This window comes from Variovorax sp. Root411, assembly GCF_001425205.1.
Classification (GTDB): Bacteria; Pseudomonadota; Gammaproteobacteria; order Burkholderiales; family Burkholderiaceae_C; genus Variovorax.
This window is the reverse complement of sequence record NZ_LMDW01000020.1, coordinates 412,308-426,285: the sequence shown is the minus strand read 5'-3', so window position 1 is coordinate 426,285 and position 13,978 is coordinate 412,308. Positions and strand designations below refer to the sequence as shown.

The window sequence follows — 13,978 nt, the reverse complement described above, 5'->3', positions numbered from 1 at the left end:
TTTTCCCTCTCAAAATGTTCGCGCGCGATAGGCCGAATGGAGTCACCGCACATCGCGTGTGCCATGCGGTACGAAGATGGTTCTTTGCGTGCGCCGCGTGCTGTGAATGCCGCGCGCATTCGCTGTGACCTTGCAGCCACAGCAATGGATTTCTGCCGCGGAGCAGTTATGAAACCTGCGACTGAGACACGCCCACCACCGGTGGCGTACGGTCGCGCAGCCACAGCATGAAGCCGCAGCCGAACACCACGACCTGTGTGCCGATCAGCAGCGCGAAGCCTGCGAAGAAGCCCGATGCAGATGCGGCCGAAGCCGCGGCCGCGCCCGATGCCCCCGAACCATGCGACACCGCGCTGATCACGCCGCCCATCAGCGCCGGCATGAAGCCCGCCACCAGGCTGCCGGCACCATTGGTCACGCCGAACGCACTGGCCGTGTGCTCGGGCCGCGAGCCGTACTGCACCGTGCTCGGAATGGCCGGGCTCTGCAGGCCCCAGAAGAAGTTGGCCGCCACGAGGCAGCACGCCGCCGCATACGGGTCGCTCGCGTTGATGGCCATCAGCACCGACAGCGCCACGCCCGCGCTCGCGCCCATGAAGATGAAGGGCACGCGGTCGCGCTCGATCTTGTCGATGAGCACGCCGCCCACGAACACCGCGAGCACTGTGGCGTATTGCGGCAGCGAGGCCAGCCACCCCATCTCGCGCATCGAGAAGCCGCGCGCCTCGCGCAGGTAGGTCGGCAGCCAGTTGCTGCTGCCCCAGAGGTAGGCCAGCGCAGCAGAGGTCAGCAGCGTGATGAGGAACAGGTGCCGCGTGTGCAGCGCACCCTTCACGATGCCGCCCACGCGCGCTATCGCCTCGCCGAACGACGAAGGCTTGACACCATCGGCATGAGCGGGCGGCATGCGCACGAAGGCCAGCACCAGCGGAATGCCGAGCACGATGTTCAGCACGCCGAGCACATGGAACGAGGTGTCCCACGCGAACCGAGTGAGCAGCCAGCCCACCAGCGGATAGCCGATGGCCAGCCCCAGCCCCGTGCCCATGTTGACGAAGGCATTGGGCTTGCCGTTCTCGTCGCTGCGGAAATGCGCCTTGATGTACGACGAGGCCAGCGAGAACAGCGGCCCCTCCGAAACGCCCAGCAGCACGCGCGAAGCCAGCAGCAGGCCGTAGCTGTGCAACATCGGCGAGGCCCACGTCACCACGCCCCAGAGGACCAGCCCGTAGACCAGGCTGCGCCGCACGCCGAACAAGGCCGAGCAGAACGGCGTGAGCACGAAGGCCGACACGCCATAGCCCAGCATGAAGGCCGTCGCCAGGAAGCCCTGGCTCACGCGGTCGGTGGCGGCGATGCCCACGTGGTTCAGGAACGCGGCATCGGTGATCAGCACTGCGATGTTGATGCGGTCCACGTAGGAGATCGCAACGATCACGAACAGCGTGAAGACGCCGTACCAACGAAAGTTCTTGCTCTTGCTCTGCATGATCTGTCCTGCCGGTGTGAGGGGGATGACGCGCCTGCGCGCCTAGAACATGTGGCGCATGCCGAACTCGGTGCCGCTGGAGGCGCGGTTCGGCATGGTGATCGCGCCCGCCAGGGCCTGCGAGGCACCGTTCTTGTTGCTGATGCGCGCGATGGTGGCGTACAGCGCCGTGCGCTTCGACAGGTTGTGCACGTAGCCGATGGCCAGCTTCGACGACGTGGGCTTGAGCGCCGCGTTGGCGGGCTCGAGCTTGTAGCGTGCATACGAGGCCTTGATCTCGCCCGGTCCGATGGGCAGCTGGAAGCCGATGAGTGCGCCCTTGGCGTCGGTGCTGCCCTTCGATTCCTTGTACAGCTCGCTCGTGAGCTTGAGGTTCATGAGCGAGGCATCGAAGGTATAGGCCGCGCCGAGGTTGGTCACGCGCAGGTCGCCGCTCGCGTAGCGCGTGCGGCCGGTGGCCAGGGCCACGTTGAGTCCGCCGCTCTGGTAGCCTAAGCGCGCGCCGGTATGCTCGCCGTCGTGCTTGTTCGACACCAGCGTGTTCGGCAGCACCGTGTTGGAAGCGTTCTCGCCCATGGCGTACATCACCTGCCCGTAGAAGCCGCCAAGATTGGCCGGCAGGAAGTAGCCGACGCTGTTCGAGGCGCGCGTGCCGGTGGGTGCCACCAGGCCGCCGAGGCCCGAGAAATAGATCTGGTTAGCGCCGATGCCGCCGCCCGTGCCGAAGGGATCGAAGATCGCCGTGTTCCAGAACGCCGGTACGTAGTCGCGCCCCAGCCGCACTTCGCCGAAGGGGCCCGCAAGGCTCACCGTCGAGCGGCGGTTGAAGCTCAGGATGCCCGCGGTGCCGTTGCCGCTGGCCTGGTTGTTCGAGTTCGACGGAAAGCCCTGCCCGCTGTCGTTCTGCAGGCCCATCTCCATCCAGAAGTTGGCAGAGTAGCCGCCGCCGAGGTCTTCGGTGCCGCGAAAGCCCAGGCGGCTGAACATGTTGCCGCTGTTGGTCAGCTGCGTCTTGTGGGCCGAACCGTCGCCGCTGCCCGTGGTGTAGGTGACGGCTGTATCGACCACCCCAAAGAGCGTGACGGAAGATTGGGCCAGCGCTGCGCCAGCCGCGGTGGCCGCAGCCATCGCGATCAAGTACTTTTTCATTGAATGTCTCGGTTGGTTTTTCTCGGCCGCCTTTGGGTTGTGGCCTTGTTCAGATGTCCAGCACCAGCCGCTCGCCCTTGCAGCGAGAGACGCAGATCATCATGGTCTTGTTGGACGCACGTTCGATCTTCGTGAGGATGCCGTCGTGGTGATCGATTTCGCCCTCGATCACAGCGGTCTCGCAGGCGCCGCAGACGCCTTCCTTGCAGCTGTGGTCCGGGTTGAGGCCGGCGTCGATCAGGCTGTCGAGAATCGATTTACCCGGAGGCACCTCGACACTCTTGCCGCTCTTTGCACACATCACCACGCAGCTCTGCGTGGCGCTGGGCGCCTCCACGTGCACGGCGGCAAAGCGTTCGATGTGCGCGTTGGCGTAGCCGAGTTGCTCGCAGCTTTTCTCGAAAGCGTCGAGCATCGGCGTCGGGCCGCAGCAGTAGTAGTGGCTGGTGGCGCCCTTGCCGGCAAGCAGCGATGCGAGGTCGGGCGGCACGCCCTTCTCGTCGTCGAAATGCCAGGTGAGCTGTACCGACTTTTCCTTCGCCAGCGCCTCGATGGCATCGCAGAAGGCCGCCTCCTTGCGGGTGCGTGCGCAGTACAGGATCTCGACAGGTTTACCGATGGCCACCAGCCGCTGCAGCATGCACCAGATGGGCGTCACGCCGATGCCGCCGGCCACCAGCACCGAACGCTCTGCGCCCTCTTCCAGCTTGAAGTTGTTGCGCGGCGCAGAGATGGGCAGCGTCATGCCCACGCGCAGCTGCTGGTGCACGTAGCGCGAGCCGCCGCGGCTCTTGCGGTCGTTGAGCACGCCGACCACGTAGCGCTGGCGGTCGCTCGAAGGGTTGCACAGCGAGTAGCTGCGCACCAGCCCGTTGGGCAGGTGCAGGTCGATGTGGGAGCCGGCCTCGAAGGCGGGAAAGTCCACCGCCGGCGTGGCCGGCCGGAACTCGACGCTGACGATGCCGTCAGCCTCGTAGCGCATGGTGTGCACGAGGGCGTTCAGCGTGGGAGAAGACATTGGTAACTACCTCTTCAAAGACCCGGATTCATTCCAGAAACACCGCGGAACCGGCTTTGCCGGGCCGCTGGTGTTGCCCCCTGCAAGGGGGTTGGAGGCCACACGAAGTGGGCAAGCCTGGGGGTTAGCCAATTTGTGCCTGCGCGAGGTTGCGCATGTGGCGGCGCAGGCGGACGATGCCCAGGTCGTGCTGGTACAGGTTCTCGTGCTGGTTGGCGTCGGGCTCCATCTCTTCGAGCATCACGCGGTCTTGCTCCAGCACGTGCCAGTGGCGCGCCTCCAGGCGGTTCTTGTAGAGGAAGCGCCAGGTGTCGCGCTCCCACCCTGCTGGCAGCTTGCGCACGCGCCAGAAGAAGGTGGCCGTCATGCCCTTCGCGATCGGCGAGAAGGCACCGATGATGATGAAGTTGCCGCCGGGGCCGCCGGTCTTCGGGTACGGGATTTCGAGGCGCATCCAGTGGATGCCGGTGTCGGCCCATTCGGTCCAGTCGAAGTTGACGTTGCGCTGGCCTTCCTTCTCGAACACGAAGCCGATGTCGGTCGCGCGAATGCCGAACTTGGCGCTCGAGTCGCCCTCTGCCATCGAGTGCGACTGCTTGTGCAGGTACGTGCCGTGCATCGGGTCCATCACGTTGTCGAGCACATAGCGGTAGTCGCCCTTCCACTCGGTGTAGCAGAGGAAGCTCGCGTATTCGGCGTCGTCTGTCAGCTGCTCGGGCAGCACCAGCGGCGGCGGCACGTCGACCGATTCCTTCGAGTTGTAGAGGAACACGGCGCCCGCACGCTCCTGCACATGAAAGTGCCGCGTGGCCTGCGAGCCTTCCAGCTTGCAGCCCGGGCTGCCGGGCACGCGCGTGACGACGCCGTCGTGGCGCACCTCGACGCCGTGGTAGGGGCACGAAAGCCGGTCGCCGAGCACCACGCCCTGCGACAGCGGCGCGCCGCGGTGCGGGCAGCGGTCTTCCAGCGCATGCAGCACGCCTTCGTTGTCGCGCCACAGCGCGAGCTTGCGGCCGAGGCGGCGCAGCGAGATGGGGTTCTCCTTGATGAAGTGCGAGGGGCAGATCGGGTACCAGAGATCCTTCAGGCCGATCTCGAGCAGGTGGTCCACCGGGTCGGCGGGGACGGGGGTGATGGCGATGGTCATGGTGATGTCTCTCTCAGCCTCTCTGCTCAGGCGCCGAGCGCGGCCATTTCCTTGCCGTACAGCGCTTCGGTCCACGGCTGGCCGCCGGGGGTGGCGAGGCCGCTGTCGTTCAGGCGCTGCACCAGCCCGCCAAGGTCGTGGATGCCGTCGGCAAAGGCGCGTTCGATCACGTCGCCCAGCAGGTCTTCGTAGGTGGTCGCGGGGCGCTGGCGCGCCTGGTGCGGTTGGAGATAGCGGTCTTGTTGCATGGTGTGCCTCCGTGGGATGAGGTGAATAAATGGGGGCCGGCCGCTCACTCGGCCACGATGTTGCGAGCCTTGATGATCTTGGCCCACACGGCTGTCTCGTCGCGGATGAGCGCAGAGAACTCGGAAGGCTTCATCGCCGCGTCGGTCATGCCCTGCGCCTTCAGGCTCTCGCGCACGTCGGGCTGGGCCAGCATCTGCGCCGCGTCCTTCGCGAGCTGCTCGACCACGGCGGGCGGCGTGCCCTTGGGCGCCAGCAGGCCGTACCACGAGGTCACGGTCACGCCCTGGATGCCTTGTTCCGCGAGCGTCGGGATGTCCGGTGCGGCGGCGCTGCGCTTGGCCTCGGTCACGCCCAATGCGACGAGCTTGCCGTTCTTGATGAAGGGCATGCTCGCGGGCAGGTTGCTGAACATCAGCGGCACCGAGCCGCCGAGCACGTCGTTCAGCGCGGGCGCCGTGCCCTTGTAAGGCACGTGCAGCAGATCGATGCCGGCCTGCTGCTTGAACAGCTCGCCCGCCAGGTGCAGGCCGCTTCCCACGCCCGGCGAGGCGTACGACAGCGTGTTCGGCTTGGCCTTGGCCATCGCCACCAGTTCCTTCGCGCTCTTGATGCCCGACGACGGCGACGCCACCAGCACGTTGGGCGCCTTGGCGAGCATGGTGACGGGCACGAAGTCCTTCTCGATGTCGAACGGAAAGTTCGGCATCAGCGTCGGGTTGATCGTGAGGTTGCCTGCCGGCACCACGAGCAGCGTGTGGCCGTCGCCCTTGGCGCGCTTGACCTTGTCGATGCCGATGTTGCCGGCCGCGCCGACGAGGTTCTCGACCACTGCGGCCTGGCCGTAGCGCTTGGCGAGACCGTCGGAGAGAACGCGCGCCAGCGTGTCGACCGGGCCGCCGGGCGGGAACGGCGAGACGATGGTGAAGCGTTCGCTGGCGAGCTGCTTCTGTGCGTCGCTCTGCTGTGCGTGCACGGGTGCGGCCACGGCGAAGGCCGTGAGCGCGGCGAACAGGACGGAAATGGTGAAACGTCTTTGCATGGTGGTCGGGTGGGTCATTTCTTTTCGGTAAGGAAAGCGCCCTTGGGGCCTTCCGCGTTCTTCTGGCGGCGCGTGTCTCCATCGAGGCCACCGTCGACCGCCCATTCCGCGAACACCGTGGGGCCGGGCTCGAATTCGCGCGGCTGCCAGTCGGCGGTGAGCTGGTCTTCGTCGGCGTAGTACTCGATCAATCCGCCGGCCGGGTTCTTGAAGTACCAGAAGTACGCCGAAGACACCGGGTGACGGCCCGGGCCGAGCTGGGTTTCCCAGCCGCGGCGCGAGAAATGCAGGCCGCCGCCGAACACCTCGTGGATGTCGCGCACGGTGAAGGCCACGTGGTTGAGCCCGCGCTTGCCCGAGGGAATCTGCAGCAGGAACAGGTCGTGGTGGCCGCCCTCCGCCGCGCAACGCATGAAGGCGCCGCGGTTCGGATAGCTGTCGGACGAGACGAAGCCGAAGCGCTGCGCGTAGAACGCGCTGGTGGCCTTCACGTCGCTCACGAAGAACACGACGTGGCCGACCTCGATGGGCGTCGCGCGTTCGTAGATGGGTGCGGCCTGGTTGATGCGCGGCTTGGCGTTCCAGGTGTTCATGGCGCCGCATTCGACGTCGACGGCATGCTTGCGGCTGACCTGCAGGCGCACGGCGAGGCCGTTGGGGTCGATGCAGCCGATGCGGCGTGCGCCGTCGACGGTGCTGTCGAAGAAGGCCGGATCTTTAGCGATGGCGGCGGCGTAGCGGTCGAGGTCCGCATCGTTCTGCACGCCCCACACCACTTCGCGCAGCGTCGGGCCCTCTTCCATCGCGCTCGGCAGGCCGGGCTTGTCCAACGCCGCAACGACGACCTTGCAGCCGTTGAGGCACTCGAAGACGAGTTCGTCGTGCGCTTCCGACTTGAGCGCGAGGCCCCAGTCTTCGAAGAAGCGGCGGCAGGTGGGCAGGTCGTCTGCCCCATAGGTGATCTGGTCGATGCCGAGTACGCTCATGTCAGGCTTTCGCTGTGCTGCGTTGTTTCGTTCGGGTGCTCTTGCTCGGGGCGCGTGCACAGGCCACCGGGTACTCCCCTCCGCGAATGTCCCCCGCCTTCGGCTCCTCCTTTATTTCGCTGCGGGGAGCACCCGGTGCCCTGTGCACGATGAGCGCGGCTGTGGTGTTGGCCGATCAACGACTGCTCTGTCCAACGATCACGCTGGCGGGGTGCCTTGCGCAGCGAAATAAAGGAGGAGGCCGCAGGCCGGGGGACATTCGCGGAGCAAGGTACCCCGTCGGCGTGATCGCACCCCGAACAACGCACAACGCGACAAATGGAAGCGAAGGATTTCATCCCAGTGACCAAGGCAAAGGTTGTTCGTTCGTTCCCCAGTACATGCTCTTCTGCTCCATGTACTGGAAGATGCCTTCGCGGCCCTTCTCGCGGCCCAGGCCGCTGTCGCGCCAGCCACCGAACGGCGTGGACACTGAGAACTGCTTGTAGGTATTGACCCAGACCGTGCCGGCCTGCACCGCGCGGCCGAGCTTCCAGGCGCGCTTGAAGTCGCGGCTCCAGATGCCGGCGGCCAGCGCGTAGACGCTGTCGTTGGCCTGCGCGATCAGGGACTCTTCATCGTCGAAAGGCATCGCGACGAGCACCGGGCCGAAGATCTCTTCCTGGCTGATGCGCGCGCTGTTGTCGAGACCTTCGATGATGGTCGGCTTGTAGAAATAACCGCCGTCGTAGCCGGCGCCGTGCGGGCGCACGCCACCAGTGCGGATGCGCCCGCCTTCGGACACACCCAGGTCCACATAACGCTCGATGCCCTCGCGATGCTTGGCGGTGATGAGCGGCCCCATCTGCGTGCGCTCCAAGGCCGGATCGCCCACGCGCAATGCATTGGCGCCTTCGGCCAGCCGCGTGAGGAACTCGTCGTAGATGCCGCGCGCCACGAACAGGCGCGAACCCGCGATGCACGACTCGCCGGACGAACTGAAAATTCCGTACAGCACGCCATTCACCGCATGCTCGAGGTCTGCGTCGTCGAGCACCATGGTGGGCGACTTGCCGCCCAGCTCCAGCGACACCGGCATCATCTTGTCGGCCGCGATGTGCGCAATGTGCTTGCCGGTGGTGGTGCCACCCGTGAACGACACGCGTTTGACCAGCGGATGCTTGGTGATCGCATCGCCGATGACCGAGCCCCTGCCCGGCAGCACGCTCACGATGCCCTTCGGCACGCCGGCCTGCTCGCAGATGCGCGCCAGCTCCAGCGCCATCAGCGGCGTGACTTCGGCGGGCTTCACGACCACCGCGTTGCCGGCCGCGAGCGCGGGTGCGAGCTTCTGGGCTTCGCTCGCAATGGGCGAGTTCCACGGCGTGATGGCCGCGACCACACCCATCGGCTCGTGCACGCTCATCGTGACGAAGGCGCCGCGCGAAGGGGTGATGGTTTCTTCCAGCGTCTCGAGCGCTGCCGCGAAGAACTGGAAAGTGCCCGCGGCGCTGGCCACGAGGTTGCGCGTTTCGCTGATCGGCTTGCCGTTGTCCAGGCGCTGCTTCTGCGCGAGCGACTCGCCCTCTTCGCGGATCAGCTGCGCCACGCGGTGCAGCACGGCGGCGCGCTCGTGCGGCAGGCGCTGGGCCCAGCCGCTGGTGCGGAACGCATGGTCGGCACGGGTGATGGCCTCCTCGACATCGGCGAGGCTCGCGGCCTTCAGGCGCGCGATGGGTTCGCCGGTGGCCGGATAAAAGCTCTCGTACACGTCGCCGCCGCCCAGGCGCCATTCGCCTGCGATGCAGATCGGGAGAAGTTCGGAAGAAATCATGGGGTGACTCAGATGGCGAGAGGCGCGACGCGGTTGCGCAGCGCGCGCACGGCGCTGTACACGGTCAGCGCCGAGGTCTTGGGGTTGGCCGCGAGCGGCTTGTTGCGCATCGTCAGCTCGAAGCTGCCGAAGGCGCCTTCGGCTTCGACGGTGTGCACGTTCTCGGTGGTGGCGGGGTCGGCAATGAGGCGCACCACCGTCTTGTCCAGCCCCAGCCCCGCGAGCGACACCGTGGCCGCGACGTTGGCGTTCTTCGGATACAGCAAGGCCGCTTCGCGCGCGCTGCCTTCGAAGATCACGGTTTCCCGCGCCAGCCTGTCGAGGTCGCGGCCCTGCTCGGCCGGCGTGCCCTTCCAGGCCTGCGGCGGCTTGCGGCCGGTGTAGCGCACGCTGTCGAGGCCGCCGATGCGGGCCGCGGCGAGCGCGTCGATGGCGCCGATGGCACCGGGAATCAGCTGCACCTGCGTGTTGCCGGCAATGGCGGCAGCCTCGAGCTTCTCGGCGAAGCCCGTGGCCGACAGTGCGCCGACAGAGGCCACCACGCAAGGCGTGCCGCGTGCCAGCGCAGGCAGCACGTGCTCTTCGATGGCGGCATGGCCGGCCGTCTCGACCACGAGGTCGATGCCGGCGGCGGGCACGGCGCTGCCCACCTGTGCGTCGGGGGCGGCCTTCTGCGCGGCGGCGATGCCCTCAGCGGGCACGACGATGGCCACAACCTCGAGGGCCGGATCGCCCCGGAGCAGTTCGAGCACCGAGGTGCCGATGGCTCCGCAGCCGATGAGTGCAATGCGCGTGATGGCGGGCATGGGAAAGGCTCCGCTCACTTGGCCGCGCCGAGCGCAGGAATCTGCGTGATCGTGTTGGTCGGCGGGCCGGCGAAGGTGGTCTTGAAACCGCCGATCGACAGCATGTCGATCTCCAGCAGGAACGGGCCGTTGGCGGACAGCGCCTCGTCCAGGCGGGCCGGCAGATCGGCCAGGTCCTGCACGCGGGCGTGCGGCAGCGCGATCGACTTGCACAGCAGGTCGTAGTCGGGCGTGTGCAGCTCGGCATAGCACTGGCGGCCGCCGTACTGTGCGTCCTGGATGTTCTTGATGACGCCGTAGCTCTTGTCGTTCATGAGCACGATCACCATCGGCGCCTTCTCCTGCACCATGCAGGCCAGCTCGCCCAGGTTCAGGATGAAGCCGCCGTCGCCGGCCAGGCAGAAGGTCTTGCGGCCCGAGCCCGTCACCGCCGCGCCGATGGCCGCGCCAATGGCCATGGGCATGCCCTGGCCGATGCCGCCGCCCGTGGCGTGCACGCCGGCGCTGGGTTCGAACACGCGCAGTTCGCGGTTGCCCCAGGTGCTGTTGGAAACGGTGACGTCGCGCACCCAGTTGAACTTGCGGCCGGCCACCGACTGGATCTGTCGCACGAGTTCGGCGTACGGGCCGAGGCCGTCGCGCAGCGTGGCGACCGCCTGGTCGTGCGCGGTGCGCAGGTCGACCAGCAGTTGCGGGTCGGCCTTGTACCTGGCGGCTTCGAGGCGATCGGCGAGGCCTTCGAGGGCCAGCGCGGAATCGCCGCAGACGAAGGCCTCGGACGCGTAGCAGCGGCCTTCGGCGGCGGCATCGGCGTCGATGCGGTACAGCGGGTGCGGCAGCTTCAGTTCGTACTTCAGCGTCTCGTTGCCGCGCAGGCGCGAACCGACCACGAGCATCGCATCGCAGGTCTGGTAGAGGGCCTCGATCGGCTTCTGGATGTTGTAGGCGCCGAGCGAGCCGGCGTCGTCCTCGGGCACCGTGCCGCGACCCTGCGTCGTGGTGACCACGCCGAAGCCCAGCTTCTGCAGGCGCTGGATGGCGGCGCGGGCGTGGCGGGCACCGCCGCCGACCCACAGCATCGGGCGCTTGGCAACGGCGAGGCGCGCGGCCAGCGCGTCGAGCGCGGCGGCCGACGGCACCGGCCGCTCGATGGGCAGCGGCGACAGGTCGGCCGGCATGGTCGTCAGCGCCGACTGGATGTCGATCGGAATCTCCACGCTGACCGGGCCGGTGGGTGCGGTCAGCGCGAGCTCTACCGCGCGCTTGAGCGTGCCGAGCACCGTCTCGACGCTGCGCACGCGCAGCGCGGCCTTCGACACGGCCTTGAGCATGGTGAGCTGGTCGGGCGCCTCGTGGATGTACGACATGCCCTTGTCCAGGTACGGCGTCTCGATCTGCCCGGTGATGTGCAAGAGCGGCGCGCCGGCCGTTAGCGCCTCGACCATGCTGCCCGCGATGTTGCCCGCGGCCGGGCCGGTGCTGGTGATGCACACGCCCAGGCTGGCGGTGGAGCGCGCATAGGCGTCGGCCATGTTGCCTGCGCCCGCCTCGCCCCGCGCCGAGATGAAGCGGATCGTGCCGCGCTGCGCGAAGGCATCGAGGATCGGCATGTTGTGGATCGAGATCACGCCAAAGGCTGCCTTGACGCCGCACTGCTCGAGGAAGGCGGCAACGACTGCGCCGACCGTGACGGTTTTGTTGGGGTTATGCATGGCGCGAAAGGCCTCCGGAAATGTCGATGTGGCTGCCCGTCGTATACGACGCGAAGGGCGAAGCAAGAAAAAGGATCGCGCGCGCGGCTTCGGTCGGAAGCCCCAGGCGACCCAGCGGGATGTGTTTGTTCTTCGCGAGCTGGCCGCTCCAGGCAGCCCAGTCCTGCGACTTGTCTTCGCGCGCCTCGAAGCGGCGGCGCCACTGGCCGGACTCGACGAGGCCGATCAGGATGCCGTTGACGCGCACGCCCTGCGGCGCGAACTCGGTGGCCATCGAGCGCACGAGGTTCAGCAGGCCGGCGCGCGCTGCCGAGGTGGCGACCATGTGCGGCTCGGGCTGGCGCGCGAGCAGCGAGTTGGCGCAGACGATGGCCGCGTCGCCCAGCACCGCGCGCTGCGCCGCGAGCTGCGGCAGGAAGGCACGCGTAGGGTTGATGACGGAGAAGAACTTCAGGTTGAGCTCTTCGGTCCAGGCCGCATCGTCGGTGTCGGCGAAGGTGGAGACGCGGCCCTGCCCTGCGTTGTTGACGAGCATCGAGGCCGGGCCGAGCGCGGCCTCGCTGGCGGCGGAAAATGCCTTCACCGAGTTGGCGTCGAGCACGTCGCAGGCCTGCGCGAAGAGCTTCGCATCCGGGTGCCGCTTGCGCAGGCCGGCCACGGCCGCGTCGAGCCGTTCGGCATTGCGGCCACACAGCGCAACGGCCGCGCCGCAGCCGAGCAGCAGCTCGACGGTCGCGAGGCCGATGCCCGACGAGCCGCCCGTGACCACGGCCACGCGGCCGGCCAATGCGTCGGCAGCAAGGAGGGAAGACGAATGCGTCGTCATGACTGTCAGGCGCTGCGAAGTGGCACCACTTTTGCGGCGCGCGCGGGCGAATAGTTCAGCAGGCCCGAGATCTCGTCCGCCGTGCCGCGCACGCGCAGCACCATCTCGTCCATGCGGCTCTCGTCGATGTGGTCCGAGGTGACGGTGGCTCCCAGCGCCGCCACGATGTGGCCGCTGTGGTCGCGCACCGGCGCGGCGATGCTGGAGATGTTCGATTCGAAGAAGCCCTCGCCCAGCACATAGCCGCGCTGGCGGTCGGCCTGCACCATGTCGAAGAGTTCGTTCACGGTCTTGGGCGTGCTCGGCGAGAAGGTTTCGAGCTTGTCCTCGGGGTAGAGCGCGCGCAGCTGCGGCAGCGTGAGGTCTTCGAGCAGGATGCGGCCGAGCACCGTGGCATGAGCCGGCAGCCGCGTGCCCACCGTCACCGAGCTCGCGAAAGGCGTGGGCGGCGCGACCTTGGCCACGTAGACGATGGAGCGGCCGTCGCGCACCACCAGGTTGCAGGGCGTGCGCAGTTCGTCGCACAGGCGGTTGAGCAGCGGCGTGCCGAGTTGCGTGAGTTCCAGCGAGGCGAGGTATTCGAAGCCCAGGCGCAGCACGGCCAGGCCCAGGCGGTAGTCGCGCCCACCCTCGGCGCGTTCGAGAAAGCCCATGTTCTCCAGCGTCGTGAGCAGGCGGAACACGGTCGAGCGCGGCAGGTCGAAGCGGCGGGCCAGTTCGGGGGCGGAGAGCGTGCGGCTCTCGCGGCTGAACTCGCACAGCACGCGCAGGCCGCGCTCCAGCGCCGGCACGTTGTAGCGGTCGGCGCCCTCTTCCATCGCTTCCTTGTCGTTGGTGGCCATGCCTGTTCTTTCCTTGAATTTCTTGTCTGTGTGTATTGCGGTCAGCCGGCGAGCGATTCGCGCAGCAGCGTGGCGACGGCCTGCGGTTGCTCCACATAGCCGGCGTGCCCCGCATCGTCCAACAATTCGAGCGTCACGCCGCACTGGCGCGCAACCTCGGCGCACGACGCCGGCGGCGTGACCACGTCGAGCGCGCCGCAAGCCACGCGCACCGGCATCGGCGGCGGCAGGTCGGCCAGCAGGTCGGCGTTGCACAGCAGCTCGACGGCCTGGCGGTAGCCATGGTCGTTGAGGCGAGCCATGTTCCAGCGCACCCACCGGCGGGCGTGGTCGCTCGCCTTGTCGGACACGAGCCGGCCCGCACGCTTCGCGGCCATGCCGGCGATGCCGAGTTCGTCGAGCGTGGCGAGACGTTCGGTGCGGACCTTGGCGCGGGCTTCCGCGCGGGACGGCGCGCCATAGCCGATGGCCGGGCTGACGAGCACGAGGCGGCGGATGCGCTTGTCGCTGCGCGCGGCCGACGCAGCGGTGATTGCGCCGAGCGAGTGGCCAACGAGCACGCACGAATCGATGGCAAGTGCGTCCAGCAAGGCGCTCAGCCGCGCCGCGTAGTCAGCGGCAGTCGGTGCAGCGGCTTCGAGCGGCGTCGACTCGCCGTAGCCCGGCGCGTCCCACGCGATCAGGCGGGCCTGCGACGCCAGCAACGCGGCGGTGTCGAGCCACGACGCCGCACCCGAGCCGATGCCGTGCAGGCACACGGCCACCGGCCCCTGGCCGTATTCGCGCACCGACACCACGGCGCCGCCGCCCACAGCCACATGGCGGGCCGGAAAGCGGACATCGAGCCGCGTCAGCTCGGAGGCCGGCAAGGTCGTCAGGTCGGAAGCGATTGCGTCGTTCAT

At 67.7% G+C, this 13,978-nt stretch carries 13 protein-coding genes; all 13 read right to left on the bottom strand.

What is annotated here, in order from left to right; all coding sequences use genetic code 11:
* Window positions 1–166 precede the first annotated feature (166 nt).
* The 13 genes from ASC92_RS26495 to ASC92_RS26435 all read right to left on the bottom strand — a co-directional run bounded on the left by ASC92_RS26495 (window position 167) and on the right by ASC92_RS26435 (window position 13,978).
* A complete protein-coding gene (locus ASC92_RS26495) occupies window positions 167–1,489 on the bottom strand; it encodes an MFS transporter (protein WP_056521929.1) in 1,323 nt (440 codons plus the stop codon).
* Between the two features lie 42 nt (window positions 1,490–1,531).
* Entirely contained in the window at window positions 1,532–2,638 is a 1,107-nt protein-coding gene (locus ASC92_RS26490) for a porin (RefSeq protein ID WP_056521926.1), read from the bottom strand.
* Window positions 2,639–2,687: 49 nt separating this feature from the next.
* Window positions 2,688–3,656 carry a PDR/VanB family oxidoreductase gene (locus ASC92_RS26485; RefSeq protein WP_056521924.1) on the bottom strand — a complete coding sequence of 323 codons (969 nt, stop codon included), beginning with the start codon at window positions 3,654–3,656 and terminating at the stop codon, window positions 2,688–2,690.
* A gap of 124 nt (window positions 3,657–3,780) precedes the next feature.
* Entirely contained in the window at window positions 3,781–4,803 is a 1,023-nt protein-coding gene (locus ASC92_RS26480; RefSeq protein ID WP_056521920.1) for an aromatic ring-hydroxylating oxygenase subunit alpha, read from the bottom strand.
* Between the two features lie 26 nt (window positions 4,804–4,829).
* Entirely contained in the window at window positions 4,830–5,051 is a 222-nt protein-coding gene (locus tag ASC92_RS26475; RefSeq protein ID WP_056521917.1) for a recombinase-like helix-turn-helix domain-containing protein, read from the bottom strand.
* 44 nt (window positions 5,052–5,095) lie between these two features.
* A complete protein-coding gene (locus ASC92_RS26470; RefSeq protein WP_056522187.1) occupies window positions 5,096–6,091 on the bottom strand; it encodes a Bug family tripartite tricarboxylate transporter substrate binding protein in 996 nt (331 codons plus the stop codon).
* A 14-nt stretch (window positions 6,092–6,105) separates the two neighbouring features.
* Window positions 6,106–7,077 carry a VOC family protein gene (locus tag ASC92_RS26465; RefSeq protein ID WP_056521914.1) on the bottom strand — a complete coding sequence of 324 codons (972 nt, stop codon included), beginning with the start codon at window positions 7,075–7,077 and terminating at the stop codon, window positions 6,106–6,108.
* Window positions 7,078–7,411: 334 nt separating this feature from the next.
* Window positions 7,412–8,890 carry an aldehyde dehydrogenase gene (locus ASC92_RS26460; RefSeq protein WP_056521911.1) on the bottom strand — a complete coding sequence of 493 codons (1,479 nt, stop codon included), beginning with the start codon at window positions 8,888–8,890 and terminating at the stop codon, window positions 7,412–7,414.
* Between the two features lie 8 nt (window positions 8,891–8,898).
* The gene (locus tag ASC92_RS26455; RefSeq protein WP_056521908.1) at window positions 8,899–9,696 is read right to left on the bottom strand and encodes an aspartate dehydrogenase; all 798 of its coding nucleotides are present in this window, start codon (window positions 9,694–9,696) and stop codon (window positions 8,899–8,901) included.
* 14 nt (window positions 9,697–9,710) lie between these two features.
* Window positions 9,711–11,408 carry a thiamine pyrophosphate-binding protein gene (locus ASC92_RS26450; protein ID WP_056521905.1) on the bottom strand — a complete coding sequence of 566 codons (1,698 nt, stop codon included), beginning with the start codon at window positions 11,406–11,408 and terminating at the stop codon, window positions 9,711–9,713.
* The gene (locus ASC92_RS26445; RefSeq protein ID WP_056521902.1) at window positions 11,401–12,234 is read right to left on the bottom strand and encodes an SDR family oxidoreductase; all 834 of its coding nucleotides are present in this window, start codon (window positions 12,232–12,234) and stop codon (window positions 11,401–11,403) included. Before ASC92_RS26445 ends, ASC92_RS26450 begins: the two co-directional genes overlap by 8 nt.
* 5 nt (window positions 12,235–12,239) lie before the next feature.
* On the bottom strand, window positions 12,240–13,076 hold the full coding sequence (locus ASC92_RS26440) for an IclR family transcriptional regulator (RefSeq protein ID WP_056521900.1): 837 nt from the start codon (window positions 13,074–13,076) through the stop codon (window positions 12,240–12,242).
* A gap of 41 nt (window positions 13,077–13,117) precedes the next feature.
* A complete protein-coding gene (locus tag ASC92_RS26435) occupies window positions 13,118–13,978 on the bottom strand; it encodes an alpha/beta fold hydrolase (protein WP_056521897.1) in 861 nt (286 codons plus the stop codon).

Excerpts from the sequence above, each read along its gene's own strand:
- ASC92_RS26450 (WP_056521905.1), bottom strand. The coding sequence starts at position 11,408 with ATGCATAACCCCAACAAAACCGTCACGGTCGGCGCAGTCGTTGCCGCC.
- ASC92_RS26490 (WP_056521926.1), bottom strand. The coding sequence starts at position 2,638 with ATGAAAAAGTACTTGATCGCGATGGCTGCGGCCACCGCGGCTGGCGCA.
- ASC92_RS26485 (WP_056521924.1), bottom strand. The coding sequence starts at position 3,656 with ATGTCTTCTCCCACGCTGAACGCCCTCGTGCACACCATGCGCTACGAG.
- ASC92_RS26495 (WP_056521929.1), bottom strand. The coding sequence starts at position 1,489 with ATGCAGAGCAAGAGCAAGAACTTTCGTTGGTACGGCGTCTTCACGCTG.
- ASC92_RS26480 (WP_056521920.1), bottom strand. The coding sequence starts at position 4,803 with ATGACCATCGCCATCACCCCCGTCCCCGCCGACCCGGTGGACCACCTG.
- ASC92_RS26455 (WP_056521908.1), bottom strand. The coding sequence starts at position 9,696 with ATGCCCGCCATCACGCGCATTGCACTCATCGGCTGCGGAGCCATCGGC.
- ASC92_RS26445 (WP_056521902.1), bottom strand. The coding sequence starts at position 12,234 with ATGACGACGCATTCGTCTTCCCTCCTTGCTGCCGACGCATTGGCCGGC.
- ASC92_RS26435 (WP_056521897.1), bottom strand. The coding sequence starts at position 13,978 with ATGAACGACGCAATCGCTTCCGACCTGACGACCTTGCCGGCCTCCGAG.
- ASC92_RS26460 (WP_056521911.1), bottom strand. The coding sequence starts at position 8,890 with ATGATTTCTTCCGAACTTCTCCCGATCTGCATCGCAGGCGAATGGCGC.
- ASC92_RS26465 (WP_056521914.1), bottom strand. The coding sequence starts at position 7,077 with ATGAGCGTACTCGGCATCGACCAGATCACCTATGGGGCAGACGACCTG.
- ASC92_RS26440 (WP_056521900.1), bottom strand. The coding sequence starts at position 13,076 with ATGGCCACCAACGACAAGGAAGCGATGGAAGAGGGCGCCGACCGCTAC.
- ASC92_RS26475 (WP_056521917.1), bottom strand. The coding sequence starts at position 5,051 with ATGCAACAAGACCGCTATCTCCAACCGCACCAGGCGCGCCAGCGCCCC.
- ASC92_RS26470 (WP_056522187.1), bottom strand. The coding sequence starts at position 6,091 with ATGCAAAGACGTTTCACCATTTCCGTCCTGTTCGCCGCGCTCACGGCC.